Genomic DNA, 26,495 nt, shown 5'->3' on the forward strand with positions numbered 1-26,495 from the left:
AGCTTCAGGGTCGTGCACCGATTCAATGCACCATGAACCGGCATCGGGCACCGACACGAGCGCCTGAACACCACCGCCGCTAAACACCGCTGCTGAGCTTAAACCGCCAAAGCCCCGAATTCCGGGGCTTTGCGCTTTTCGGCATGATTTTTTGGGGAAAATTGCAAACTCTGGCACGCGCCCTGCAATAACCCTGGTACTACCCAGTTTCGGGGACCTTGGTACAGGCAGGCCGAGAATCCCCTCTTTAACGCCGAAGCCTTTACGGCTTCACCCTGTTTTGGGAGCCCTGGTACAGGCAGGCCGGGAACTCCCTCTTTTATTGCCCTTGGAGATGGATCTCCAGCCGCCAGCGGCCGTCGACCTCAGCGCCTTTCCACTCTCCGCGCAACGGCCGCGCCGCCACCAGGTTCAGCAGCAAGCCACCATCGGTCTTGCGAATGCGCCAATTCACGTCCTTATCGTTGACCTTGAGCTGCCCACTGGCAGCCTTGCCCTGGGCGTCGAATAACAGCGCCACGGTGCCGTCGATATGTTCGCCGTGCAGTTGGGGCTCACTGTTGAACCACACCACCACGCCGTCCGGCGCCGTTTCGACCTGCTGCAACTCAACCGGGTCGGGAATGGTCAGGCGGCCGATCATCAGGCCCACCATCAAGCCGACAATCGCCAATGACCCCATAACCCTCGGCAATAGCTTCGGCCTTGGATCCTCTTCGGGGGTAGAATGCAGCGCATCTTTGCCTTCGGAGCCGTGCATGTTTCACGTCATCCTTTTTCAACCAGAAATTCCGCCGAATACCGGCAACGTTATCAGGCTGTGCGCCAACAGTGGCTGCCACCTGCATTTGATCGAGCCCCTGGGCTTTGACATGGACGACAAGCGTCTGCGTCGCGCGGGACTGGACTACCACGAGTACGCCACCCTCAAGCGCCATGCCGATTTGGCCAGTTGCCTGGAAAGCCTCGGCCATCCACGGCTGTTCGCGTTTACCACCAAAGGCTCGCGCCCATTTCATGATGCCAGTTTTGCCGAAGGCGACGCGTTTCTGTTCGGTCCGGAAAGCCGTGGCTTGCCCGCCGACGTGCTCGACGCCCTGCCCGACGGCCATCGCCTGCGCCTGCCGATGCGCGAGGGCTGCCGCAGCCTGAACCTGTCCAATACCGTCGCCGTGGCGGTCTATGAAGGCTGGCGCCAACTCGGTTTCAAGTAATACACAAAACAAATGTGGGAGGGGGCTTGCCCCCCGATGGCGAAGTGTCAGTCAACTTATGTGTGACTGATCCACCGCAATCGGGGGCAAGCCCCCTCCCACATTGGGTGCTGCGTCGGTTACAGATTACTGAACCGTCGGCGCGCCTTCCTGCTGCATGCGCTGCAGCTCTTGCGCGTATAGGGCATCGAAGTTCACCGGCGCCAGCATCAATGCGGGGAACGAACCACGGGTCACCAGGCTGTCCAGGGTCTCGCGAGCGTACGGGAACAGGATGTTCGGGCAGAACGCACCCAACGTGTGGCTCATGGAAGCTTCGTCCAGGCCTTGGATCAGGAAGATACCGGCCTGTTGCACTTCAGCGATAAAAGCCACTTCTTCGCCGTTCTTGACGGTAACCGACAGGGTCAGCACCACTTCGTGGAAGTCGCCTTCCAGGGCTTTCTGACGGGTGTTCAGGTCCAGGGCAACGCTTGGTGTCCACTCCTGACGGAAGATGGCCGGGCTTTTCGGCGCTTCGAAGGACAGGTCACGCACATAGATCCGTTGCAGCGAGAATTGCGGGCCTTGGGCTTCTGCTGCTTCGGTGTTCTGTTGATCAGTCATCGCAGATCCTTCTCTATCTTGGGGTCTTTAAGGGTTTGGGAGTCAGGCGGCCAGCAGCGCATCGAGTTTACCGGCGCGCTCCAAAGCAAACAGGTCATCGCAACCACCGACGTGCTGGGTGCCGATCCAGATCTGCGGCACGGACGTACGCCCCGCTTTCTGGGCCATTTCGGCACGCACCTGGGGCTTACCGTCGACCTTGATCTCTTCGAACGCAACGCCCTTCTTCTCAAGCAGGGCCTTGGCCCGCATGCAGTACGGGCACCAATCGCTGGAATATACGACGACCTGGCTCATATCACTTCACCAGCGGCAGGTTATCGGCGCGCCAGCTGCTGATGCCACCGGAGAGCTTGGCGGCGGTGAAGCCGCTCTTGAGCATCTCGCGGGCATGGGTACCGGCGTGCTGGCCCTGGGCGTCGACCAGGATGATGGTCTTGGCCTTGTGCTTTTCCAGCTCGGCCAGGCGGGCGATCAGCTTGTCCTGGGGGATGTTCAATGCGCCGACGATATGGCCGGTGGCGAAATCCTTGGCCGGGCGGATATCCACCACAACGGCCTCATCCTTGTTGACCAGTGCGGTCAGTTCCGACGTGCTCAGGCTGCGGCCACCACGGCTCATTTCATGAGCGATCAGCAGCGCCAGCAGAATGACAAAGGCACCCACGAGCAGATAATGGGCAGTGGCAAATGCAATCAGGTGATCAACCATCAAGGAGGTTCCAGGGCGTTAAAATGGCGGTAAGTATACACAGCCGCCAGGGGGGGCCAACCCCCGTAAAGCGGTGACGTGCTCGGAACTTCGCTTTAAACTGCCACTCCCTTTTCAATTGCCTTCCTTTATTAACGCCGCGAGAGGATCTATGACTACCACGCCTAAACCTTTGGTCCTGATAATTCTCGATGGCTTCGGACACAGTGAAAGCCACCACGACAACGCCGTATACGCGGCTAACAAGCCCGTCCTCGACCGCCTCACGGCCAGCGTACCCAACGGCCTGATTTCCGGTTCGGGCATGGACGTGGGCCTGCCGGACGGCCAGATGGGCAACTCGGAAGTCGGCCACATGAATCTCGGCGCCGGACGAGTGGTCTATCAGGACTTCACCCGCGTGACCAAAGCGATCCGCGATGGCGAGTTCTTCGAGAACCCGACCATCTGCGCGGCGGTGGATAAAGCAGTCGCGGCCGGCAAGGCCGTGCACTTCATGGGTCTGCTGTCCGACGGCGGCGTGCACAGCCATCAGGACCATTTGGTGGCCATGGCCGAACTGGCCTTTAAGCGCGGCGCCGATAAGATTTACCTGCACGCCTTCCTCGACGGTCGCGACACACCACCTAAAAGCGCGCAATCGTCCATCGAACTGCTGGATGCCACCTTTACCGCGCTGGGCAAGGGCCGCATCGCCAGCCTGATCGGCCGTTACTTCGCCATGGACCGCGACAATCGCTGGGACCGCGTCTCCCAAGCCTACAACCTGATCGTCGACGGCCAGGCCGAGTTCAACGCCGCCACCGCCCAGGAAGGTCTCGAAGCCGCCTACGCCCGCGGCGAGAGCGATGAGTTCGTCAAGGCCACCACCATCGGCGAGCCGGTCAAAGTCGAAGACGGCGATGCCGTGGTGTTCATGAACTTCCGTGCCGACCGTGCCCGCGAGCTGAGCCGCGTATTCGTTGAAGACGACTTCAAGGAATTCGAACGGGCCCGCCAGCCGAAAGTGCAATACGTCGGCCTGACCCAATACGCCGCCAGCATTCCCGCCCCCGCAGCTTTCGCGCCGGGCAGCCTGGACAACGTGCTTGGCGACTACCTGGCGAAAAACGGCAAGACCCAACTGCGTATCGCTGAAACCGAGAAATACGCTCACGTGACCTTCTTCTTCTCCGGCGGTCGTGAAGAACCGTTCCCAGGCGAAGAGCGCATCCTGATTCCATCGCCGAAAGTCGCCACCTACGATCTGCAGCCGGAAATGAGCGCACCGGAAGTCACCGACAAAATCGTCGACGCCATCGACCACCAGCGTTACGACGTGATCGTGGTCAACTACGCCAACGGGGACATGGTCGGCCATAGCGGCAACCTGGAAGCCGCAACCAAGGCGGTGGAATGCCTGGATACCTGCGTCGGCCGCATCGTCGACGCCCTGGAAAAAGTCGGCGGCGAAGCGCTGATCACGGCGGACCACGGCAACTGCGAGCAGATGTCCGACGAATCCACCGGCCAGGCTCACACCGCCCACACCACCGAGCCCGTGCCGTTCATCTACGTCGGCAAGCGCGATTTCAAAGTGCGTAAAGGCGGCGTGCTGGCGGATGTGGCACCGACCATGCTGATGCTGATGGGGTTGGAGAAGCCCAAAGAGATGACTGGCACCTCAATCCTGGTCTGATCCAAACAAACAGTGTGAGAGGGCTTTCCCCCTCCCACACTGGCTTTTAAGTGTTTGGCAGATATCTTTTTGCCATACCACCGCCACTCGGCGCCTATCTTGTCCGCTTGCCCGAATTGGGCGTTTTTTTTGCAGCGCTTGGCGGGCATACTAGGCCGTCCCTTTCCCCTGGTGTCGCCCGCCTCTATGCTTCGCGCCTTGATTACCCTTGTTCTTGTCTGCCTGCTCCAACCGGCGTTTGCCGACGAGCGCGCACAAACCCAACAACAGTTGGACGCTACGCGTCAGGACATTGCCGAGCTGAAGAAGCTGCTTGGCAAACTCCAGGAAGAAAAATCCGGAGTGCAAAAGGACCTGCGCGGTACAGAAACCGAAATGGGCAAGCTGGAGAAGCAAGTCCAGGAGTTGCAAAAAGAACTAAAGAAGAGCGAGTCGGAACTGGAGCGACTCGACGCTGAGAAAAAAAAACTCCAGAGCGCACGCGTTGAACAGCAACGCCTGATCGCGATCCAGGCCCGCGCCGCTTACCAGAGCGGCCGCCAGGAGTACCTCAAGCTGCTGCTCAACCAGCAAAACCCGGAAAAATTCGCGCGCACCCTTACCTATTACGATTACCTGAGCAAGGCCCGTCTGGAGCAATTGAAAAGCTTCAACGAGACCCTGCGCCAGTTGGTGAACGTGGAGCAGGAAATCGCCAACCAGCAGTCTCAGCTGGAGGACCAGAAAAGCAGCCTCAATGCCCAGCGCGACGAACTGGACAAGGTTCGCAAGGAACGCCAACTGGCGCTGGCCAAGCTCAACGACGACGTAAAAGCCCGCGATGCCAAGTTGCAGGCCCGCGAGCAGGACCAGGCCGACCTGGCCAAAGTACTAAAGACCATCGAAGAGACCCTGGCCCGCCAGGCGCGCGAGGCCGAAGAAGCGCGGCAAAAAGCCCTGATCGCCCAGCAGGAAGCGGAAAAAAAGCGTCAGCGCGAAGCTGAACTGGCGGCCACCACCGACGCTCCGGCACCCCGCAAACCGGCACATACAGCGCCGGGGCCACTGGTTTCCAGCGCCGGCGAGTCCTTCGGCGGCCCCTTTGCTTCGGCGCGAGGCAAACTTCCATGGCCAGTTGATGGTCGACTATTGGCACGCTTTGGGGAAACCCGTGGCGATGACACCCGCGCCAAATGGGACGGGGTGATGATCAGCGCCGCCGCCGGCAGCCCGGTCCACGCCGTACACGGCGGGCGCGTGGTGTTTGCCGATTGGTTGCGCGGCGCCGGTTTGTTGGTGATTCTCGACCACGGCAATGGCTATTTGAGCCTTTACGGCCACAATCAGACATTACTCAAGTCGGCAGGTGATGTTGTAAAAGCCGGTGAGTCCATCTCCACTGTCGGTAACAGTGGCGGCCAGGACACCCCGGCGCTGTACTTCGCTATTCGTCAGCAGGGTCGCCCGAGCGATCCCGCACAATGGTGCAGAACCCAAGGATAAGGGTCGCATCTACATTAGGAGTTCGTTCGACATGCTGCATTTGTCCCGCCTCACTTCGCTGGCCCTGACGATCGCTCTGGTGATCGGCGCGCCTCTGGCTTTGGCCGACCAGGCCGCTCCGGCTGCACCCGCCGCCACGGCCGCGACCACCAAGGCGCCGTTGCCGCTGGATGAGCTGCGCACGTTCGCCGAGGTCATGGACCGGATCAAGGCAGCCTACGTTGAACCCGTGGACGACAAGACCCTGCTGGAAAATGCCATCAAGGGCATGCTCAGCAACCTCGACCCACACTCCGCCTACCTGGGCCCGGAAGATTTCGCCGAGCTGCAGGAGAGCACCAGCGGTGAATTCGGTGGCCTGGGCATTGAGGTCGGCTCCGAAGACGGCAATATCAAAGTGGTCTCGCCGATCGACGACACCCCTGCTTCCAAGGCCGGCATCCAGGCCGGCGACTTTATCGTCAAGATCAATGGTCAGCCGACCCGCGGCCAGAGCATGACCGAAGCCGTCGACAAGATGCGCGGCAAGATCGGCCAGAAAATCACCCTGACCCTGGTGCGCGACGGCGGTAACCCGTTCGACGTGACGCTGACCCGCGCGACCATCACGGTCAAGAGCGTGAAGAGCCAGTTGCTGGAGTCGGGCTACGGCTACATCCGCATCACCCAGTTCCAAGTCAAGACCGGCGACGAAGTAGCCAAGGCCCTGGCCAAGCTGCGCAAGGACAACGGCAAGAAACTCAACGGCATTGTGCTCGACCTGCGCAATAACCCCGGCGGCGTCTTACAGTCGGCGGTGGAAGTGGTGGACCACTTCATCACCAAAGGGTTGATCGTGTACACCAAGGGCCGTATCGCCAACTCCGAGCTGCGCTTCTCGGCCACCGGTAACGACCTCAGCGAGAACGTGCCATTGGCCGTGCTGATCAACGGCGGCAGTGCCTCGGCCTCGGAGATCGTCGCCGGCGCTCTGCAAGACCAGAAACGCGGCGTGCTGATGGGCACCACCAGCTTCGGCAAAGGCTCGGTACAGACCGTGCTGCCGCTGAACAATGAGCGCGCCCTGAAGATCACCACCGCGCTGTACTACACGCCGAACGGCCGTTCGATCCAGGCCCAGGGCATCGTGCCGGACATCGAAGTGCGCAAAGCCAAGATCACCAACGAGATCGACAGCGAGTATTACAAAGAGGCCGACCTGCAAGGTCACCTGGGCAATGGCAACGGCGGCGCCGATCAGCCGACCGGCAGCGGCGCCAAAGCCAAGCCGATGCCCCAGGACGATGATTACCAACTGGCCCAGGCGCTGAGCCTGCTCAAGGGCTTGAGCATCACGCGCAGCCGTTGATATGCGTTTTGCCCTGATCATCGCCGTGCTGTGCAGCCTGGCAGGCGTCGCCCATGCGACGCCTGCCAGCCAGACACACAAAGCCTACCTGACCCTCATCATCGATGACCTCGGGCAGAACCTGCCCAGGGATCGTCGCGTGCTGGCCCTGCCCGGCCCCGTGACCACCGCGATCATGCCCGACACGCCCCACGCCGCCGAATTCGCCCGCGAAGCGCACAAGGCCGGCAAGATCGTGATCCTGCACATGCCCATGGACCCGGCCACGGGCCCGTTCGCCTGGCACCCGGAGCTACCGATCGAAGAACTCGGCAAACGCTTGGAGGCTGCGTTCGACGCTGTGCCGTTTACCGCTGGCATCAATAACCACATGGGCAGCCGCATGACCGCCCAACCGCAGGCCATGGCCTGGTTGATGGGTGAATTGCAACGGCGCCACAAGTTCTTCGTCGACAGTCGCACCAGCGCACAAACCGTGGCCGCCGCCGAAGCACAGAAAATCGGCCTGGCCAGTGTCTCGCGGGATGTGTTTCTCGACGACGAACGCACCGAAGCGGCCATCACCACGCAGTTGCAAACCGCGATCAAGCTCGCCCACAAACAGGGCTCGGCGGTGATGATCGGCCACCCTTATCCACAAACCCTGGCGGTGCTGGAACGTGAGCTGCCCAAGCTCAAGGCTCAGGGCGTCGAGTGGATCGATATCAAGTCGATGATCAGCGTGCGTAGCAACCGTGCGATGGCAGGCCACGGTCGAGACGGCACTTACCGGCCGGCCCCTAGATAACTACAGCTCGTCGCGCTTCCCGGTCCTGAATAGTGAACCCTCCGTTCACTCTTCAAGGGCATTTCATGAACACCATCAGCGTGGTTATTTCGGGGCTGCTGCTCGGTAGCCTCAGCGGCTTGCTGTATGCCGCACCCAAGGATTTCGGCGAGGGCCTGGTCAACCACCACTCAGCCCGCTTGCTGAGCAATGCACAGCATCAGCACGATCATTGGAGCGGCGTGGGTCGCATCAGAAACGAAAACCAAACCCTCTGCACCGCCAGCCTACTGGACACTCGCAGCGCCGAAGGCATATCCGGGCCGGCCTATGTGCTGACCAGCAGCCACTGCCTGCATCGCCTCAACGGCGCCGTGCAGCGGGATCTGCCGATCAAGGGCAATATCAGCTTCAATTACTTTGACGACACCCTCGAAACCATCAAGACCTTTCCCCTCAAAACCTTGAAATGGGGCAGCAGCCAAGGTGTGGACTTGGCGATCATTGAGTTGCAGGCGTCACTGGCCGATTTAATTAAAGCCGGCATCACCCCGCTGAAGCTGGCCAGCCAAGTCCCGGCTACGGGGGATGACATTCTCGCCTTGGCTGCGCCGGAATGGGACACCTTGCATCTATCCGCTTGCAGTCAACAGGTCTCACAGGAATTGGTGGAGCAACCGTTCGTATGGCGCGTCACCATGAAGAACCAATGCAAGAACATCGGCCTCGGCGGTTTCGGCGGGCCCTTGCTCGACCGCGCCACCAATACCCTGTTCGGCGTCCTCAGCACCAGCACCGCCGGCCAGCCCGAGGAGCGCAAATGCCAACGCGACGCCCCCTGTGAAATCCAGAATGGCATGCCCCTCTGGCACCCGGATACCAACTACGGCAGCCCGGTGACCTTTCTGAATGCGTGTTTCGTCGATGGCATGCTCAAGGCCGACGACGAACACTGCGAGCTATACCCGACCACGTCCATTACGTTCAGGAACCCTGAGCCTATCCAGCAATACTTCCTGAAAAAAACCGGCAGCCGACAGCAGAACATCGTGCCGCGGTGGAACCTGGCGTTCACCGTCAACACACCGTTCTATCGATACAAAACCACTCGCCGCGCGATTGATTGCGAAAATCCGGTGTCCTACAGCGCGCCCATCAGCGCGGCAGACGCCTTAGTGAAGGATCCCATCGGACCGCAAACCGGCATGCACATGTTGTGTATCGTCGGTGTGAGTTCCGCCGATCAGCGGACCACCCATGGCATGATGAGAAACGCCCTGACCCTGGCGGTAGAACTAGCCGAACCTGGACCGGCACGCACACCCAACCTGACAATTAGCTTGGATAAACAAGGTTCGGCGGCCTACACGGTTATCTGGAACCTGGCCCCTCCCTTTATGAGTCGCTACACCTACAAATATGGTCCGGCCGCCACCACCGATTGCCTGCGGCCTGTTGATTACTACAACATCCCTGAACCCGTTCCGGCTGAAGACGATGACATCATCGATCTGTTCTACGCCCCCAATGACGCTGCCGATGGTTCTCAGGAAAAGTACGCTCAGCTCATCAATGCCTGGAGCACGCCGTACAAGATCTGCACCTATGCGTTTGACCAGGCGGATCAGCCGTCGACCCTGCGCGTGGACCTGCTCAAGCCGCGCTAATCACCCAACCACAAAACGGGTAAGGCAATCTCCAAGTGGAACAACAAAGGCCAACACCGCAGGCAGGTGTAGCTAGAGGTAACGCCCCATGATCTCGCTGACCACGCCGTCTTTGCGCAACTGATCCAGTGCAGCTTGCAGCTTGGCGACGACGTCATCGGGCACGTTTTTATTCAAGGCCAGGTACAGCTGAGCACTGTTGAAACGCAGCACTGTCTTGAGCCCTGTCACCCCCACCTGACGCGCCAGGTAGCGCCCGGCCGGATCACCGGTGGCCCACAGGTCGATCTGGCCCTCCAGCAGTTTTTGCGCATTGTCTTGATCCCGTAGCACCACTACGGGGTTGAGACCTTGCTTCTCCAGGGTCTCGGCAATGGCATCGCCTTTGTAGGCACCGATCTTGTAGCGCCGGGCCTGCCCCAGTTCATCGAGCTGAATCTTGCTGTCTGCCTTTGCCAGTAGCACCCAATCATCGGGGCCGATGGGGCCGACCCATTTGAACAGCGCTTCGCGGTCCGGCAGACGCGCCATCACGAACACACCGTAACCAGGATTTTCCAGGGCGAGTTTATAGATCCGCTCCCAAGGAAAACGCAGGGTGAGGTTGTAGGAAATGCCCGCGCGCTTGAAGGTCTCGCGCACGATGTCCACGGCGATGCCTTCGATGTTCTCGTCCTTGGCGAAGTTCTTGCCGTTTTTCGCCATGTTGTAAGGCGGGAAATTTTCCGTGAGCAGCACCAGGGAGGTGCCAGGCGCCTCTTCGGCGTAGGCCGAACCGGCCAACAGGGCGCAAGTACTGGCGAGGGTGAGCAGCAGGTGTTTGAACATGAAGGTTACCGAAATCCATGGCAAGCGCAGAGAGTGCCGCGCGCCTGCCATGGTGTCCAGCAACGTTTAGCGGACGACGATACCGCGTGCCGCCATGTAGGCTTTGGCCTCAGGGACAGTGTATTCGCCGAAGTGGAAAATACTCGCCGCAAGCACCGCGCTGGCGTGGCCTTCGATGACGCCATCGGCCAGGTGTTGCAGGTTGCCGACACCGCCGGAGGCGATCACCGGAATGCCCAGCGCGTCACTGATGGCACGGGTCACGCCCAGGTCGAAGCCGTTTTTCATGCCGTCCTGATCCATGCTGGTCAACAGGATTTCACCGGCGCCCAGGCCTTCCATTTTCATCGCCCACTCCACCGCGTCGAGCCCGGTGGGCTTGCGGCCGCCGTGGGTGAAGATCTCCCAGCGCGGGGTTTCGCCCGGGCCGGAAACTTTCTTGGCGTCGATGGCCACCACGATGCATTGCGAGCCGAAGTGCTGCGCGGCTTCGCCGACGAATTCCGGGTTGAACACCGCCGCGGTATTGATCGACACCTTGTCCGCGCCGGCATTGAGCAGGTTGCGGATGTCTTGCACGGTGCGCACGCCGCCGCCCACGGTCAGCGGGATAAACACCTGGCTGGCCATGCGTTCGACGGTGTGCAGGGTGGTGTCGCGGCCGTCGACGCTGGCGGTGATATCGAGAAAAGTAATCTCGTCGGCACCTTGCTCATCGTAGCGACGGGCGATTTCCACCGGGTCGCCGGCGTCACGGATGTTCTCGAACTTGACGCCCTTGACCACGCGACCGTTGTCGACGTCCAGGCAAGGGATGATGCGCTTGGCTAAAGCCATGGGCTTATCTCCAATAAGAGTTGCAAGCTTTGAGCTATAAGCTGCAAGTAGAAGCAGATCTGCTTTTACTTGCAGCTTGCAGCTTACGACTTGGAGCTGGCCGCGTAGCTATCACAAAAAGCCTGAGCTTCAGCCACGTCCAGCGTGCCCTCATAGATCGCACGGCCGGTGATCGCGCCGATGATGCCGGGGGCCTTGGCGTCCAGCAGCGACTTGATATCGCCCAGGTTGTGAATGCCGCCCGAAGCGATCACCGGGATGCGCGTGGCCGCAGCCAATGCGGCGGTGAACGGCACATTGCAGCCCTGCATCATGCCGTCTTTGGCGATGTCGGTGTAGACGATGGCGGACACGCCATCGGCTTCGAACTGCTTGGCCAGGTCGATCACCTGCACGGTGCTGATTTCCGCCCAGCCGTCGGTGGCGACGAAACCGTCCTTGGCATCCAGGCCCACGATCACTTTGCCGGGAAACGCGCGGCAGGCTTCGGCAACGAAGGCCGGGTCTTTCACGGCCTTGGTGCCGATGATCACGTAGCTCACGCCGGCTTTGACGTAATGCTCGATGGTTTCCAGGGAGCGGATGCCGCCGCCGATCTGGATCGGCAGGTTCGGGTAGCGCTTGGCGATCGCGGTAACCACTTCACCATTGACCGGCTGGCCCTCGAAGGCGCCGTTCAGGTCCACCAGATGCAGACGACGGCAGCCCCCTTCCACCCATTTGGCAGCCATGCTGACCGGGTCATCGGAGAACACGGTGGAGTCTTCCATGCGGCCTTGACGCAGACGTACGCAGGCGCCGTCCTTGAGATCGATAGCGGGGATAATCAGCATCTGGCAAACCTTATTCGATATTCAGCAATGCTTGGGAAATCAGGGTTTCTCAAGCGACCACAGGTCGCTTTCGATGCTTTCGAACCTTTCTTTAAGGAGCGTCTGCGTATCGAAAATCGCCCTGTTGTAATAGTGCGGTGCCACTTCGTTAGTGAACAACTCAAGGATCTCGGCGACCTCGAACGAGCCCAACTTGAGCTCGAAGCGATCCTCCATGAAGCGCTTGATCTTGACGGTAGCCTCACTCTCCTGCTCGGGAGTGAGGGTCAAGATCGGCGGCTTCGGCTTCCTGGCCATTTACCAGCGTCCATCCCAGGCGGCGAAGTTCTGCAGCAATTGCAGGCCATGGGTATGGCTTTTCTCCGGGTGGAACTGCACGGCAAAACGCGAGCCTTCGGCCAGCGCCGCAGCGAAGTCGACGCCGTAGTGCCCGCCACCCACTACCTGACGCGGGTTACCGGCGGCAATGTAGTAGCTATGCACGAAGTAAAAGCGCGCCATGTCGGGGATGTCGTGCCACAGCGGATGGTCCACGGTCTGGCTGACTTGGTTCCAGCCCATGTGCGGGACCTTGAGATGGGCACCGTCTTCATGCAGGTCTTTGCCGAAGAACTTCACCTGGCCAGGAAACAGACCGATGCAGTCGACGCCGTCGTTCTCTTCGCTGCGTTCGAGCAAGGCTTGCATGCCCACACAGATGCCGAGGAACGGCCGGTCCTGGCTGACTTCGCGCACCAGGCTGTCAAAGCCCAGGCGGCGGATCTCGGCCATGCAATCGCGAATCGCACCGACGCCGGGGAACACCACCCGGTCGGCCTCGCGAATAACTTTGGCATCGCTGGTGATCAGCACCTTGCCGGCACCTACATGTTCGAGGGCCTTGGCCACCGAGTGCAGGTTACCCATGCCGTAATCGATAACCGCGACCGTCTGCATTACAGAACGCCCTTGGTCGATGGCATTTGCCCAGCCATGCGCTCGTCCAGCTCCACGGCCATGCGCAGGGCGCGGCCGAAGGCCTTGAACACGGTTTCGATCTGGTGGTGGGTGTTGGTGCCGCGCAGGTTGTCGATGTGCAGGCTGACCAGGGCGTGGTTGACGAAACCCTGGAAGAATTCCTGGAACAGGTCGACGTCGAAGCCACCTACGGTGGCGCGGGTGTAGGGCACGTGCATCTGCAGGCCCGGGCGGCCGGAGAAGTCGATGACCACGCGCGACAGCGCTTCGTCCAGCGGCACATAGGCATGGCCGTAGCGACGGATACCTTTCTTATCGCCGATGGCCTTGGCAAACGCCTGGCCGAGGGTGATGCCCACGTCTTCCACGGTGTGGTGGTCGTCGATGTGCAGGTCGCCCTTGCAGACGATATCCAGGTCGATCAGCCCGTGACGGGCGATCTGGTCCAGCATGTGCTCAAGAAAAGGTACACCGATATCAAATCGGGCCTTTCCGGTGCCATCCAGGTTGATCGAGGCTTTGATCTGGGTTTCCAGAGTGTCGCGCTCGACGGACGCCATACGTTCGGCCATCACCAGCTCCGCAAAATCATTGGGCGAAAAAGGCAGCCATTATAGGGGCGCGGGCGCTAAACAGAAACATCGAAGGGGATAAGACTGATGGAGTGTCTGTGTTAGACATGTGCAGACAAGCGGGCGCCCCAGAATGGGGCGCTGAAGGGATATCTTCTGATGGGAATGTGGGAGCTGGCTGCCTGCGATGCAACTACCTGGGGCCATTCAACTGACCGCAGTGATGCCATCGCGGGCGAGCCCGGCTCCCACCGGAACCGAGCCCCCTCATAAAGGTGTCAGTGGAACAGTACTGCGGTCTTCTGCAGGGTCACCCACACACCCCACGCCAGCGGAATACCTACCACCAGCCACGCAGCGATAGCCAATGGCTTGCTACCGGCAGACGCCTTCCACTCCAGGGAAGTGCTGGCATCAGCACCTTTGTCATGGCCCAGCGCCTGTTCGGCGGCCAGTTCGGCGTCGGTCATGAAGTACTTGTCGGCCACAGGGCGCACCAGCAGGTTGCAGATAAAGCCCAGTACCAGCAGGCCGGCGAGAATGTACAAGGTGATGTCATAGGCCGCGGCGCGCTCGACGCCGATGCTCAGTTGATATTCACGCAGGTAGTTCACCAGCACCGGGCCGAGCACACCGGCCGCCGCCCAGGCGGTCAGCAGACGACCGTGGATCGCGCCGACCATTTGGGTGCCGAACAAGTCGGCCAGGTATGCCGGCACGGTGGCAAAACCACCGCCGTACATCGATAGGATGATGCAGAACGCCGCCACGAACAGCGATACGTTGCCCAGATGCCCCAGGTTCGGGATCAGCGCGTACAGGGCGAAACCCAGAGCGAAGAACACGAAGTAGGTGTTTTTACGGCCCAGGTAGTCGGAAAACGACGCCCAGAAGAACCGGCCACCAATGTTGAACAGGCTCAACAGACCGGTGAAGCCCGCAGCGATGGCCGCGATGGACGCCAGTTGCCCGGCATCCAGCTGACCGAAGGGCACATCCACGCCCAGCAGCTTGCCGCCGAACACTTCCTGCAGCAGCGGCGATGCCATGCCGAGGATGCCGATACCTGCCGAAACGTTCAGGCACAGCACCAGCCACACCAGACGAAATTGCGGGGTCTTCCACGCCACGTTCACGTGTACGTGACGGTGGGTGATCATCGCGTTGCTGGCTTTTTTCGCCGGCGCGGTCCAGCCCTCAGGCTTCCAACCGGTCGGCGGAACGCGGTAGGACAGCGCGCCACCGATCATGAACACGAAATAGATCGCAGCCATCACCAGGAAGCTTTGCCAAACGCCCACGCTGGTGGGCGAAGCGAAATGGCCCATCAATGCCGCAGCCAGCGGCGCACCGACCATCGCGCCGCCGCCGAAGCCCATGATCGCCATGCCGGTGGCCATGCCGCGCTTGTCCGGGAACCACTTGATCAAGGTCGAGACGGGCGAGATATACCCCAGGCCCAGGCCGATACCGCCGATGACGCCGGAACCGATCCACATCAACCAGATCTGGTGGGTATAAATCCCCAACGCCGAGATCAGCAGGCCGCCGCATCAGCACAGCGCCGATACCACACCAGCCTTGCGCGGTCCGGCGTGCTCAAGCCAGCCGCCCCAGATCGCTGCCGAGCAGCCCAGGAAGATAAAGAACAGGGTGTAGATCCAGCCCAGCATCGAGATAGGCCAGTCGCATTGAGACGAGAAGACTTGGGCGATGAAACTCATGTCCGGCGCGCAGGCAACCGGTGCGGTGATACCCAGCGCCTTAGACAGCGGCAGCCAGAACACCGAAAAACCGTAGGCCATGCCGATGCACAGGTGAATGGCCAGGGCGGCCGGCGGGACCAGCCAGCGGTTGAACCCGGGCTTGGCGATAATGCGCTCCTTGGACAGGAACGCAGGCTGTGCGGCTGTAGAAGCGGCCGCAGTGCGAGTGCTCATTAGTGTTTCCCCCAGTTATTGGTATGCGTCCGTCAGGCGCGCTTCCCCCATCGGCCTTGCACGCAAAGCGTGGCCGTTTTATTGAGTGAAACTCCATTTTGGCGCGACGATACGTCGCAGAAGGCAGACGAACGCGCAGAGATTAGCATCTAAAAGCGCGACAAAAACCAAAATGCCATCACCTTTTTAAGGAATTTCGGTTTGTTTGACGTCAAAAACCTGTTCTTGCGGCCATGGATACAATGTAACGATCGATGAACTGACGCAGGCCGTCGGGCGTTATACTCTTCGGCTAATTTTTGAAATCGACATACAAGGACTCGCCCATGAAAGCGTTCGGCAAAATCCTGGGTCTGGTACTTCTCGGGCTGTTGCTGATCATTGTGGCTCTCGGCTTTGCCCTGACCCACCTCTTCGATCCCAACGACTACAAAGAAGAGATTCGCCAGATTGCCCGCGACAAGGCCCACATCGAGCTGACGCTCAATGGCGACATCGGCTGGAGCCTGTTCCCCTGGCTTGGCCTGGAACTGCACGAAGCCAGCGTGGCGACCCTGACCAACCCGACCCAACCGTTCGCCGACCTGCAGATGCTTGGCCTGTCGGTGCGCGTGCTGCCGCTGCTGCGCCGCGAAGTACAGATGAGCGATGTGCGCGTCGAAGGCTTGAACCTGCGCCTGAACCGCGACAAGCAGGGCCACGGCAACTGGGAAGACATCGGCAAGAACGTCCCCGACCCCGCCGAGGCTACCGCCAGTGCGCCCACGCCAGCGCAGCCAACTGCTGAGGTCAAACCGGAAAAACCGGCCCAACCCATCCGCCTGGACATCGACAGCCTGACCATCAACAACGCCCGGGTCGAATACAACGACGAGCAGACCGGCAAGCAGTTCAGCGCCGAAAGCATCCAGTTGAGCGCCGGCGCCATTCATGAAGGCGCCAGCATCCCGGTCAAGCTCACCGCATTCTTCGGCAGCAACCAGCCAGTGATGCGCCTCAAGACCGAACTGACGGGCAACCTGCGCATCCAGCGCGCCCTCAAGCGCTACCAGTTCGAAGACATGCGTATCAGCGGCGAAGCCACCGGCGAACCGCTGCAAGGCAAGACCGTGACCTTCTCCACCCAAGGCCAACTGCTGGTGGATCAAGCGGCCAACATCGCCGAATGGACCAATTTGAAACTGTCGGCCAACCAGCTGCGCGCGCTGGGCGAATTGAAAGTCAACGATCTGGATAAGACTCCACAGCTCAGCGGCGCGTTGTCGATCGCTCAGTTTGACCTGGCCAAGTTCCTCGACAGCGTGGGCAACCCGCTGCCGCCGATGGCCGAAGGCAGCCTGAGCAAAGTCGAACTGGTCAGCCGCCTCAAGGGCACGCCCACCAGCCTGGCCTTGGAAGACCTGAACCTGAAACTCGACGGCAGCACCTTCACCGGTCGCGTCGCCGTGGACGACTTCGCCAAGCAGTCGCTGCGTGTCCAACTCAAGGGCGACACCTTCAACGCCGACAATTACCTGCCGGCCAAATCCGAATCCGCCAAAGGCGCCAGCGCCGAACGCCAGGCCGAAGTCCAGAACAGCGAAGCCGGCGCGATGGCCGCCGGCGGCACCACACCACTGCCGGAGGCTCCGACCAAAGGCGCCTGGAGCACCGACAAATTGCTGCCGCTGACGCGCCTGCGCACCCTCGACGTCAATGCCGACCTCGCCTTCGGCCAACTGACCCTGAGCAAGCTGCCGATCCAGAATGCAGTGCTCAAAGCATCCGGCATCGATGGCCAGCTCAAGCTCGAAACCTTGAGTGGCGGGCTCTATAACGGCTCCTTCCAGGCCAACGGCAATCTGGATGTACGCCAGGACATTCCGGTACTGGCGCTGCAAAGCCGCATCAAGCAAGTGCCTGTCGAACGCATCCTGCAAGCCCAGGGGCAAACGCCGCCGGTCAAAGGCCAGGTGACGCTCGACAGCAACCTCACCGGTCGCGGCAACAGCCAGAAAGCCCTGATCGACAGCCTCAACGGTACCGCCAGCTTTGTGATCAACAACGGCGTGCTGCTCAACGCCAACCTTGAACAGCAACTGTGCACCGGCATCGCCTTGCTCAATCGCAAGACCTTGAGCGGCGAGCAACGCGGCAAGGACACGCCTTTCCAGGAGCTCAAAGGCAACCTGACCTTCCGTAATGGCGTGGCCAACAATCCGGACCTGAAAGTGCGCATCCCGGGCCTGACGGTCAATGGCAACGGCGATGTTGACCTGCGGGTGCTGGGCATGGATTACCGCGTGGGCATCATTGTCGAAGGCGACCAGCGCGAAGTGCCGGACCCGGCCTGCGAGGTGGGTGCCAACTTCCAGGGCATCGAAGTACCGCTGCGCTGCCGTGGCCCGCTGGAGCTGGGCGCCAAGGCGTGTCGCCTGGACAAGGACGGCCTCGGTCAGGTCGCTATCAAGGCCGCCGGCAACCGTCTCAACGAGAAGCTCGAAGAGAAACTCGACAAGGTCAACCCGCAACTCAAAGACGCGCTCAAAGGCCTGTTCAAACGATGAGAGACGAGCAGTTTTCAACGGCGGTGCTGGATTGGTACGACCGCCACGGTCGCCATGACCTGCCTTGGCAACAGGGCATAACACCCTACCGGGTGTGGGTCTCGGAGATCATGTTGCAGCAGACCCAGGTGAGCACCGTGCTCAATTACTTCGACCGGTTCATGGCGTCCCTGCCAACGGTCGAAGCCCTGGCCGCCGCACCGGAAGACGAGGTGCTGCATCTGTGGACCGGCCTGGGTTACTACACCCGCGCACGCAACCTGCAAAAAACCGCGAAAATCGTGGTCGCCGAGTACGGCGGCGAGTTTCCGCGGAGCGTGGAAAAACTCACCGAGCTACCCGGCATCGGCCTGTCCACTGCCGGCGCGATCGCCAGCCTGAGCATGGGCCTGCGTGCACCGATCCTCGACGGCAACGTCAAGCGCGTGCTGGCACGGTTTACCGCGCAAGAGGGCTACCCAGGCGAACCCAAGGTGGCCAAGCACCTGTGGGCCACCGCCGAACGCTTCACGCCCCATGATCGGGTCAACGCCTACACCCAGGCCATGATGGACATGGGCGCCACCCTCTGCACCCGCAGCAAACCCAGCTGCCTGTTGTGCCCGCTGGAAAAAAGCTGCGAAGCACACATGCTTGGCCTGGAGACGCGCTACCCGATCCCGAAGCCACGCAAGAGCATTCCGCAGAAGCGTACGTTGATGCCGATGCTGGCCAATGCCGAGGGCGCGATTCTGCTTTACCGTCGCCCGTCCACCGGCCTGTGGGGCGGCCTGTGGAGCCTGCCGGAACTGGACGAGCTGCAAGACCTTGAACACCTCGCCCATCAGCATGCCCTTGAGCTGGGCACGCAACAGGAACTGCCGGGGCTGATCCACACCTTCAGCCACTTCCAACTGGCCATCGAACCCTGGCTGGTCCAAGTGCAGGAATCCGCCCATCACGTGGCCGAGGCCGACTGGCTCTGGTATAACCTCGCCACCCCGCCGCGCCTGGGCCTCGCCGCCCCGGTGAAAAAACTGCTCAAACGCGCGGCCGATGTATTGAACGCAGGAGAGTCGTCATGACCCGCACCGTAATGTGCCGCAAGTACAAAGAACAATTGCCCGCCCTGGAACGCCCTCCGTATCCGGGCGCCAAGGGCCAGGACATCTACGAAAACGTCTCCGCCAAGGCCTGGGCCGATTGGCAGAAGCACCAGACCCTGCTGATCAACGAAAAACGCCTGAACATGATGAACGCCGAAGACCGCAAATACCTGCAAGGCGAAATGGATAAGTTCTTTTCCGGCGAGGATTACGCCAAGGCCGAAGGCTACGTACCACCTGCTCAATAACTGATCAAAAACCGGGGTCGGAACGTAAGCGACGGTAATAATTAAATATTTTTTGAAAACTTGCTTGACGACCCCCTGAAAAACCCGTTTAATGCGCCCCGTTGCCCAGATAGCTCAGTCGGTAGAGCAGGGGATTGAAAATCCCCGTGTCGGCGGTTCGATTCCGTCTCTGGGCACCACTCATTAGTTTCAGGTAGTGCACATATCATCTGAAACACATAAGAAACCCGCCTAGTGCGGGTTTTTTATTGCCTGGGATTTGACGCCCCCAGGCCTGTTCGAAGCAACGAACCGTTCCATTAGCCCCACTCCTTCGAGGCTTTCCCGCGAGACAAAAAACTCACCTCACTCCAGCAAAAACACCATCAGCGGATTGTCATTCAACCGCCCATTGAACGCCGGAGCCAGATGCTCCAACGGTGTTTGCTTCAACAGCGCAGTTTCCTTGCGCGCTACGATCACCCAGGCCGGACGCGGTAACGTGGCCAGGCGCTGTACTTGATCACGACCGACGAACAGCGGCTGTTCATCGTGATCCAGGTTCATCATGTAGCGCACCGCCCAGGTGTCCCGCCCCAGATTGACGAACACCAACGGCCCCGGCCGCGCGGCACGCAGCGCCTCGACCTGGCCGACAAAATGGCGTGTATCGAATTGCAGATCTTTAACCGGCTCCACCACGCTCACCAGCAGCAACCATTGCCCCAGCAACGCAATCAGACTGAGCCACACCAGGCGCCGCGGCCGACGCCAGCTGATCAGCGCGGCCACTTGCATCACCAACAGCGCGCCGATCAGCAACGGCAATGAGACGTCTGGCCAGTAGCCGTGCTTCTGCCATGTGTGTCGACACGCAAACACCACAACCACACACAAGGTCGGCAGCGCCGCGACAAGCACCTCATAGCAGCGGCGCACGCCGATCAGCCAGCTTTGCGCCTGGAGTAGCCCGTAGGCGGCGACAGCGGCGAACATCGGTACCATCGGCAGGATGTAATACGCCCGCTTGAAGTGCGGCACCGACAACCCGAGCAGGATCATCAAACCACAGGCGCCCAATCGCACCACGAGCTGCATATCATCATTCGCCCAGCGCGCAGACCAGCGATGACGCAACGCAAACAACGTTGCCAGCGCCAGGGGCACCACGGGGAAGTAGCGGTACAAACTCAACTGGAAGTAGAAATAGAACGGCTCGCCGCTTTCATCCAGGCGCCCGCCCACCTGCATTCTAAATACCTCGGCGGCAAACCCATCGCCACCGCTCAAGCGTGCGAGCTCCATCAGCAACCACCAGCACGCCGCCAGCAGTATCAACCCGATAACCCCATGGACAAGCACCTGCCTGACCCGCTCGCCCGGCTTTCCCAACGCCCAATACACGCACACCACACCGCAGACCTCGATCAACCCCAGCGGCCCGCGTATCGCAAAGCCCAGCACGAATAGTGGGAAGACCGCCAGTTGCCTGAATCGTGAACCCAAGCGCTCCCCCGTGTGCAGCAGATAGAAACTACCTACACACAGCAACGCCACCATCTGATCCAGACATACCGAACGGGACTTTTCGAGCAATTGAGTGGTGAGCAATGTCAGCAGCACGCTGAGCAGCGCCCACTGGCGGCTTGACGGAGCCAGCAAGCGATAGATCAAGGCCACGACCCCAGCAGAAGCCAGCGCCGTGGGCATTACATTGGCCAAGTGATTGGGCGCGCCGAACAGACGGGCAAACAGGTAACTGAAGAAGGTCGCGGTGCCAGGATAGTCCGCGTAAGGCTGGCCGTACGTCGTAGGAAAAAGACCGGCGCCGTGGCGATACATTTCTTGCAGGAACAGCGCCCAGCGCCCGTCAAATCCCTGCGGCTGCTGGTCCCAGATGCCCAGCGTAAACAGCATCAGGGCGAACAAAAAAATGCCCAGGGACTCCAGGCGAAAGCGGTTGCGGTGGTCCATCGTTTGACCTGTCAGGTAGAAAGCGCCGACCTATGGTGCCGGTCGCCCTGCTGAATAGCGCCTGAACAACCCTCAATATTTCACCCTTCAGCGCCCGCCACGCCATACCAGTGCAGGCACCAGGCGCACGTAGATCAATTCGCCGACCAGCTCCACCAGGGTTTGCAGGATGACCGCCGTCGCGGCCAGCCCACGCACCTCCTCGGGCAATGCCAACGCCAGCGGCAGCACCACCAGCGAATTGCGCGTCGACGCGCTGAACGTCACCGCCCGCGCGGGCGCACTCGGCAACGCGAACAGCCGCGCGGCCAAGGCGCCCGTCAGCGGCGCCAGCAACAGGAAACCTACATAGGCCGGAATGACCGGCAGCAACAGGCTGAAATCGCGCACCACCGACGTGATCTGCGAACCGATCACCACAAACAGCACCAGCGCCATCGCCGGCACCGGCAGCCAGGCCCAAGCCGCGTTCCAAGCGCCGACGACTGCCGACCTGCGCGCCACAAACGTGGTCGCCACCGCCGCCACCATCGGCACCACAATCAGCAGCACAAATGCCTGCACAAACGGCTGCGCGTCAATCACCACACCGGATTGCGCCCCTAGCATCAGCCCCAAGTACAGCGGCAACAACAGCAACTGCAGCAACAGCAGCACCGGCGTCGCCGCGAGCATCAAGCGTGAATCGCCCTTACCGATATGGGTAAACACCACCACGTAATCGATGCACGGCGTCAGCAACACCAGCAACGCCCCCACCAGCAGCGCCGGACGCTCCGCCAAGCCAAGGGTCAGCCCCCACACCAGCAAGGGCACCAGGATGAAATTAGCCAGCAGCAAGGCCGCCATAAAGCGCTTGTGGCTCAAGCCTTCGCGCAGGTCCAGAAACGGAATTTGCAGGAACATCGCGTACATCAGCACCGCGATGGCCGGTGTGATCCACACACCCAGGCCGTGCCCCCACGAAGGCGCAAGCAGGCCGAAGCCGACAGCCAGGAGGACGGTGATGAAGTAGATAGGGATCTGGTGATGTTCGAGGGTGTCGCGGGTCATGGAAACGCCCTGGTGGAACGCAAAAGCGCAAGCCTAAGCATCTACTGGCGTGATTACCAGGCGAGCGGCTGGAACGGCGAGAACATGTCAGCCAATTAATGGCCGATACCCTTGGGATTTGCGCCAACCTGCGCTTCAATACCCAACCCAGATCCTGACCCCAAGGACGTGAGCCCATGGCCTCGCCGAACAAGCAACAAAAACGTGCCCACCGGGCGAAGGCCAAGGCCAAGCAGAACCGCACCCAGCGCGCGGTCGCGACTAAGCCGGATGCGTTCGCCGGCGATGAAAGCCGTATCGATCTGGAGTCGGTGGATTTAACAGAGCTGTTCGTGGAGATGCGCGTTGCCGGCGAGATCAGTCAGCAAGCGCTGTGTGCCGCATTCCTGGCCCACCCGCTGCTCGCGCTGGTACTTGAGCAGGAAGGCGAAGAAGAGGCTACCGACTTTATCCTGGCGGCACTGATCGAATATCGGCAGTGGGCCACGGACAGCGACGATGAAGCCGCCGCATTGGCGTGGATCGAATCGCCGCAGTTTCAAGCGGACTACGTTGCCGCCTCCCAAGCCCTTACCAACTCGCAAGACTGACAAAAAATGGGAGGGGCTTGCCCCCCTCCCACATTGGAATGGCGGTCAGTTAAGCACCGCCGCCCCTACTCTCTGAGCCTTGCGCCGGCTCGACACCATCAACCCCGCCGCCACTACCAGCAGGCTCAGGATGCCCGTCGCGATGATCTCCACGCGATGCGCTTCCTGGAACAGCATGATGGTCAACGTGCCCACGATGAACACCATCACCGCGTAGGTCAGGCCGGGGAACAGCCACATCTTGAAGACAATCTTCTCGCCCGCCGCTGTGCGTTTCTGACGCATGCGCAGTTGCGACACCGCGATCACCAGATACACCAGCAGTGCGATTGCACCGGAGCTGGCCAGCAGGAATTCGAACACTGCCGCCGGGGCCACGTAGTTGGCGAACACCGCCAGGAACGCTGCGCCAGTGGACAGCATCACCGCCCAGTAAGGCGTGCCGCTCTTGTTGGTGCGCTTGGACACAGCCGGGGCATCGCCGCGACGCCCGAGGGAAAACAGCATGCGCGACGCGGTGTACAGCGCCGAGTTCAAGCAGCTGGTCACGGCCACCAGGACCACCAGGTCGACGATCAGCTTGGCATTCGGAATGCCCATGCGTTCCAGCACGGTCTGGTAGGAACCTACCGCCGCCAGGGTCGGATCATTCCATGGCACCAGGGAGACGACGATGAAGATCGACAACAGGTAGAACAAGCCGATACGCCAGATCACCGAATTGGTGGCCTTGGTGATTTGCTGGCCTGGGTTCTTCGACTCGGCCGCGGCGATGGTGACGATTTCGGTGCCCATAAACGAGAACATGGTGGTCAGGATCGCAGCCAACACTGCGCCCATGCCGTTCGGCATAAAGCCTTGGGTGTCGAACAGGTGCGAAACGCCGCTGACCTGACTGGTCGGCAGGAAACCGAAAATCGCCGCCAGGCCGAGGATCACAAACCCAACGATGGCCACAACTTTGATCAGCGCGAACCAGAACTCGAACTCGCCGTAGTTCTTCACACTGAACAGGTTGGTGGCGGTCAGCAGCAGTGTGATCACCAGCGTGAACACCCAGATCGCCACATCGGGGAACCAGGCATGCAGGATAGTGGCGGCCGCGTTGGCTTCCAATGGAATCACCAGCACCCAGAACCACCAGTACAGCCAGCCGATGGTAAAGCCGGCCCAGTGGCCAATCGCACGGTCGGCGTAAGTGGAGAACGAACCGGTATCCGGTGAAGCCACGGCCATTTCGGCCAGCATGCGCATCACCAGCACCACCAACGTACCCGCAGCGGCATAAGCCAGCAGCACCGCAGGGCCGGCAGCAGCGATCGCGTGGCCGGAGCCGACAAACAGGCCGGCGCCGATAACACCGGCAATCGACAGCATGGTGACGTGACGCGGTTTGAGCCCCTGTTCGAGGTCATTGGAGCTTTGCGTACTACTCATTGACACACCTTTGCGAGGAATTGCGAAAACGGTCCGCCCGACCTGGGATCCTCCTCGTGAAAAGAAACCAACAGGGCGTTCTTTATTTTTTACGCAAGATTTGCGCCAAAATGTTACAGAGCCGCGATTGACGCGGGCTGCAGGACTTTTCCACAGCGCACGCAAGTCATTGAGAACAATGGCATTCCGCTATAGCGTTACCGTCCGACTCACTATTCAGGCCGATACGCGCACCAAAAACACACACACAAAATAAGTAACGCCCCATAAAAGCTCCGATAGCGACCGTTTGCCCGTTTAACCCTTCCAACACCTGGCCAAAGCTGGCACCATCGCGCCCTTTTTGACGCGAAGCCTGCGGCTTTCCGGGTTCAAACGCTTGTTCGGTTGTTGACGGCGCGACACGTCGCTGTGCCGATGCGACACCCTGCCGCATGCCGCCCGCTTACCGCCCGCCGCGCTGTTGGCTGCCATCCGGACGCTATGCTAGCTTGGCGCCTCGCCAGGAAGGCGGCCCAACAGCAGGCACGCAGAACACAATGAGGACCCCCCATGGCCGAGGCCACGCCCGCGCTTGAAATCCGCAACTTGCATAAACGTTATGGTGAGCTGGAGGTACTCAAAGGTATCTCGCTGACCGCTCGCGACGGCGATGTGATCTCGATCCTGGGTTCCTCCGGTTCCGGCAAGTCGACTTTCCTGCGCTGCATCAACCTGCTGGAGAACCCTCATCAGGGCCAGATCCTGGTGGCGGGTGAAGAACTCAAACTCAAAGCCGCGAAGAACGGCGAGCTGATGGCCGCCGACGGCAAGCAGATCAACCGCCTGCGCAGCGAAATCGGTTTTGTGTTTCAAAACTTTAATCTATGGCCGCACATGAGCATCCTCGACAACATCATCGAGGCGCCCCGCCGTGTGCTGGGCCAGAGCAAGGCCGAAGCCATCGAAGTGGCCGAAGCGCTGCTGGCCAAGGTCGGCATCGCCGATAAGCGCCACGCCTACCCGGCACAATTGTCCGGCGGCCAGCAACAACGCGCCGCCATCGCCCGCACCCTGGCGATGCAGCCCAAAGTCATCCTGTTCGACGAGCCCACTTCCGCCCTTGACCCGGAAATGGTTCAGGAAGTACTTAGTGTGATCCGCGCGCTGGCCGAAGAAGGTCGCACCATGCTGCTGGTCACCCACGAAATGGGCTTTGCCCGTCAGGTGTCCAGTGAGGTGGTGTTCCTTCACCAAGGCCTGATCGAGGAGCAAGGATCGCCACAGCAGGTATTTGAAAACCCGCTTTCGGCGCGCTGCAAACAATTCATGTCCAGCAACCGCTAACGGAGCAACATGCATGCAGAACTATAAAAAGTTCCTTTTGGCCGCCGCCGTCACGATGGCGTTCAGCGCCTCGGCCATGGCAGAAACCTTGATAATGGGGATTGAAGCGGCCTACCCGCCGTTCAATAACAAAGACGCCAGCGGTAACGTCGTTGGCTTCGACAAAGATATCGGCGACGCCCTGTGCGCCAAGATGAAAGTCGAGAAGTGCGAAGTGTATGTGTCCGACTGGGACGGCATCATCCCGGCCCTGAACGCCAAGAAATTCGACTTCCTGGTGTCCTCGCTGTCGATCACCGACGAACGCAAGCAGGCCGTCGACTTCACCGATCCTTACTACTCCAACAAGCTGCAGTTCATCGCGCCCAAGACCACCGACTTCAAGACAGACAAGACTTATCTCAGCGGCAAGACCATCGGTGCCCAACGCGCAACACTCGCTGGCACCTGGCTGGACGACCGCAATATGGAAGATGACTACAACGTCAAGATCAGCCTTTATGACACTCAGGAAAACGCCTATCTCGACCTGATCTCCGGGCGTGTCGATGGCATTCTGGCGGATAAGTACGTGCAGTATGAGTGGCTCAAAAGCAAAGACGGCTCCAACTTTGAATTCAAAGGTGAGCCTGTCGTGGAAAGCGACAAGATCGGTATCGCCGTACGCAAAGGCGACCCACTGCGCGAGCGCCTGAACAAAGCCCTGGCGGAGATCAAGGCTGACGGCACCTACAAGAAAATCAACGACAAGTACTTCCCGTTCAGCATCGAATGACCTGAACGCCTGCCCGGCGCGCTCCCCCGAGCGCGTCGGTCC

The 26,495-nt window shown here is 60.5% G+C and carries 25 protein-coding genes, 1 tRNA gene and 1 pseudogene; 13 read left to right on the forward strand and 14 right to left on the reverse strand.

Annotation, left to right across the window (positions count from 1 at the left end; all coding sequences use genetic code 11):
* Positions 1 to 319 precede the first annotated feature (319 nt).
* A complete protein-coding gene (locus ACFZPT_RS10940) occupies positions 320 to 760 on the reverse strand; it encodes a hypothetical protein (RefSeq protein ID WP_034095447.1) in 441 nt (146 codons plus the stop codon).
* Here ACFZPT_RS10940 and ACFZPT_RS10945 point away from each other — a divergent pair.
* Positions 759 to 1,214, forward strand: coding sequence for a tRNA (cytidine(34)-2'-O)-methyltransferase (locus tag ACFZPT_RS10945; RefSeq protein ID WP_034095446.1), 456 nt, complete (start codon positions 759 to 761; stop codon positions 1,212 to 1,214). The genes ACFZPT_RS10940 and ACFZPT_RS10945 overlap by 2 nt on opposite strands.
* Positions 1,215 to 1,340: 126 nt before the next feature.
* On the opposite strand, the gene secB is transcribed toward ACFZPT_RS10945, so the two are convergent.
* The 3 genes from secB to ACFZPT_RS10960 are packed head-to-tail and all read right to left on the reverse strand — an operon-like array spanning position 1,341 to position 2,532.
* Positions 1,341 to 1,820, reverse strand: coding sequence for a protein-export chaperone SecB (secB, locus tag ACFZPT_RS10950; RefSeq protein ID WP_014716520.1), 480 nt, complete (start codon positions 1,818 to 1,820; stop codon positions 1,341 to 1,343).
* Positions 1,821 to 1,862: 42 nt separating this feature from the next.
* Positions 1,863 to 2,117 (reverse strand): glutaredoxin 3, encoded by a 255-nt coding sequence (gene grxC, locus ACFZPT_RS10955; protein ID WP_034095445.1) that lies wholly within the window; start codon positions 2,115 to 2,117, stop codon positions 1,863 to 1,865.
* A 1-nt stretch (position 2,118) separates the two neighbouring features.
* Positions 2,119 to 2,532, reverse strand: coding sequence for a rhodanese-like domain-containing protein (locus ACFZPT_RS10960; RefSeq protein WP_034095444.1), 414 nt, complete (start codon positions 2,530 to 2,532; stop codon positions 2,119 to 2,121).
* A gap of 151 nt (positions 2,533 to 2,683) precedes the next feature.
* Between ACFZPT_RS10960 and gpmI the strand changes: the two genes are divergently transcribed.
* The 5 genes from gpmI (at position 2,684) to ACFZPT_RS10985 (ending at position 9,473) form a co-directional block, all read left to right on the forward strand.
* Positions 2,684 to 4,210, forward strand: coding sequence for a 2,3-bisphosphoglycerate-independent phosphoglycerate mutase (gene gpmI / locus ACFZPT_RS10965; RefSeq protein ID WP_099313018.1), 1,527 nt, complete (start codon positions 2,684 to 2,686; stop codon positions 4,208 to 4,210).
* 186 nt (positions 4,211 to 4,396) lie between these two features.
* Positions 4,397 to 5,692: a murein hydrolase activator EnvC gene (locus ACFZPT_RS10970; RefSeq protein WP_034095442.1), complete on the forward strand. Its 1,296-nt coding sequence runs from the start codon at positions 4,397 to 4,399 to the stop codon at positions 5,690 to 5,692.
* A 31-nt stretch (positions 5,693 to 5,723) separates the two neighbouring features.
* Entirely contained in the window at positions 5,724 to 7,040 is a 1,317-nt protein-coding gene (locus ACFZPT_RS10975) for a S41 family peptidase (protein WP_034095441.1), read from the forward strand.
* Position 7,041: 1 nt separating this feature from the next.
* Positions 7,042 to 7,827 carry a divergent polysaccharide deacetylase family protein gene (locus ACFZPT_RS10980; protein WP_034095440.1) on the forward strand — a complete coding sequence of 262 codons (786 nt, stop codon included), beginning with the start codon at positions 7,042 to 7,044 and terminating at the stop codon, positions 7,825 to 7,827.
* A 65-nt stretch (positions 7,828 to 7,892) separates the two neighbouring features.
* Positions 7,893 to 9,473: a trypsin-like peptidase domain-containing protein gene (locus ACFZPT_RS10985; RefSeq protein ID WP_047881458.1), complete on the forward strand. Its 1,581-nt coding sequence runs from the start codon at positions 7,893 to 7,895 to the stop codon at positions 9,471 to 9,473.
* Between the two features lie 72 nt (positions 9,474 to 9,545).
* On the opposite strand, the gene ACFZPT_RS10990 is transcribed toward ACFZPT_RS10985, so the two are convergent.
* The 7 genes and pseudogenes from ACFZPT_RS10990 to ACFZPT_RS11020 form a co-directional block, all read right to left on the reverse strand.
* Positions 9,546 to 10,301 (reverse strand): ABC transporter substrate-binding protein, encoded by a 756-nt coding sequence (locus ACFZPT_RS10990; RefSeq protein WP_034095438.1) that lies wholly within the window; start codon positions 10,299 to 10,301, stop codon positions 9,546 to 9,548.
* Positions 10,302 to 10,367: 66 nt separating this feature from the next.
* The gene (gene hisF / locus ACFZPT_RS10995) at positions 10,368 to 11,138 is read right to left on the reverse strand and encodes an imidazole glycerol phosphate synthase subunit HisF (protein WP_003171107.1); all 771 of its coding nucleotides are present in this window, start codon (positions 11,136 to 11,138) and stop codon (positions 10,368 to 10,370) included.
* A gap of 83 nt (positions 11,139 to 11,221) precedes the next feature.
* Positions 11,222 to 11,971, reverse strand: a complete 750-nt coding sequence (gene hisA, locus ACFZPT_RS11000; protein ID WP_034095437.1) for a 1-(5-phosphoribosyl)-5-[(5-phosphoribosylamino)methylideneamino]imidazole-4-carboxamide isomerase — start codon at positions 11,969 to 11,971, stop codon at positions 11,222 to 11,224.
* Between the two features lie 39 nt (positions 11,972 to 12,010).
* Entirely contained in the window at positions 12,011 to 12,268 is a 258-nt protein-coding gene (locus tag ACFZPT_RS11005) for a DUF2164 domain-containing protein (protein ID WP_034095436.1), read from the reverse strand.
* Complete coding sequence (hisH, locus tag ACFZPT_RS11010; RefSeq protein ID WP_034095435.1) at positions 12,269 to 12,907, reverse strand: imidazole glycerol phosphate synthase subunit HisH; 639 nt, start codon at positions 12,905 to 12,907, stop codon at positions 12,269 to 12,271.
* Positions 12,907 to 13,500 (reverse strand): imidazoleglycerol-phosphate dehydratase HisB, encoded by a 594-nt coding sequence (gene hisB, locus ACFZPT_RS11015; protein ID WP_034095434.1) that lies wholly within the window; start codon positions 13,498 to 13,500, stop codon positions 12,907 to 12,909. The genes hisH and hisB overlap by 1 nt, the downstream gene beginning before the upstream one ends.
* A 278-nt stretch (positions 13,501 to 13,778) precedes the next feature.
* A pseudogene (locus tag ACFZPT_RS11020) lies at positions 13,779 to 15,440 on the reverse strand (OFA family MFS transporter).
* Between the two features lie 326 nt (positions 15,441 to 15,766).
* Between ACFZPT_RS11020 and ACFZPT_RS11025 the strand changes: the two are divergent.
* The 4 genes from ACFZPT_RS11025 to ACFZPT_RS11040 all read left to right on the forward strand — a co-directional run bounded on the left by ACFZPT_RS11025 (position 15,767) and on the right by ACFZPT_RS11040 (position 19,498).
* Positions 15,767 to 17,986, forward strand: coding sequence for an AsmA family protein (locus ACFZPT_RS11025; protein WP_047881460.1), 2,220 nt, complete (start codon positions 15,767 to 15,769; stop codon positions 17,984 to 17,986).
* Positions 17,983 to 19,050: an A/G-specific adenine glycosylase gene (gene mutY / locus ACFZPT_RS11030; protein ID WP_379555175.1), complete on the forward strand. Its 1,068-nt coding sequence runs from the start codon at positions 17,983 to 17,985 to the stop codon at positions 19,048 to 19,050. Before ACFZPT_RS11025 ends, mutY begins: the two co-directional genes overlap by 4 nt.
* Positions 19,047 to 19,319: an oxidative damage protection protein gene (locus ACFZPT_RS11035; RefSeq protein ID WP_034095430.1), complete on the forward strand. Its 273-nt coding sequence runs from the start codon at positions 19,047 to 19,049 to the stop codon at positions 19,317 to 19,319. Before mutY ends, ACFZPT_RS11035 begins: the two co-directional genes overlap by 4 nt.
* A gap of 103 nt (positions 19,320 to 19,422) precedes the next feature.
* Positions 19,423 to 19,498 (forward strand) — tRNA-Phe (locus tag ACFZPT_RS11040).
* Between the two features lie 166 nt (positions 19,499 to 19,664).
* Here the strand turns inward: ACFZPT_RS11040 and ACFZPT_RS11045 are convergent.
* A complete protein-coding gene (locus ACFZPT_RS11045; protein ID WP_099313017.1) occupies positions 19,665 to 21,272 on the reverse strand; it encodes a glycosyltransferase family 39 protein in 1,608 nt (535 codons plus the stop codon).
* Between the two features lie 87 nt (positions 21,273 to 21,359).
* Positions 21,360 to 22,325, reverse strand: coding sequence for an arsenic resistance protein (locus ACFZPT_RS11050; RefSeq protein WP_099313016.1), 966 nt, complete (start codon positions 22,323 to 22,325; stop codon positions 21,360 to 21,362).
* Positions 22,326 to 22,501: 176 nt separating this feature from the next.
* On the opposite strand from ACFZPT_RS11050, the gene ACFZPT_RS11055 reads away from it, so the two are divergent.
* Positions 22,502 to 22,915, forward strand: a complete 414-nt coding sequence (locus tag ACFZPT_RS11055; protein ID WP_034095427.1) for a hypothetical protein — start codon at positions 22,502 to 22,504, stop codon at positions 22,913 to 22,915.
* Positions 22,916 to 22,960: 45 nt separating this feature from the next.
* On the opposite strand, the gene gabP is transcribed toward ACFZPT_RS11055, so the two are convergent.
* Entirely contained in the window at positions 22,961 to 24,352 is a 1,392-nt protein-coding gene (gene gabP / locus ACFZPT_RS11060) for a GABA permease (RefSeq protein WP_034136523.1), read from the reverse strand.
* A gap of 552 nt (positions 24,353 to 24,904) precedes the next feature.
* Between gabP and ACFZPT_RS11065 the strand changes: the two genes are divergently transcribed.
* Both ACFZPT_RS11065 and ACFZPT_RS11070 read left to right on the forward strand, forming a co-directional pair.
* Positions 24,905 to 25,678, forward strand: a complete 774-nt coding sequence (locus ACFZPT_RS11065) for an ABC transporter ATP-binding protein (RefSeq protein ID WP_034095425.1) — start codon at positions 24,905 to 24,907, stop codon at positions 25,676 to 25,678.
* Positions 25,679 to 25,691: 13 nt separating this feature from the next.
* Entirely contained in the window at positions 25,692 to 26,453 is a 762-nt protein-coding gene (locus ACFZPT_RS11070; RefSeq protein ID WP_034095424.1) for a transporter substrate-binding domain-containing protein, read from the forward strand.
* The last annotated feature ends 42 nt before the right edge of the window (positions 26,454 to 26,495 follow it).

The sequence above is a fragment of the Pseudomonas sp. MD330_10 genome (assembly GCF_042610415.1).
In the GTDB taxonomy this organism is placed as follows: Bacteria; Pseudomonadota; Gammaproteobacteria; order Pseudomonadales; family Pseudomonadaceae; genus Aquipseudomonas; species Aquipseudomonas rhodesiae.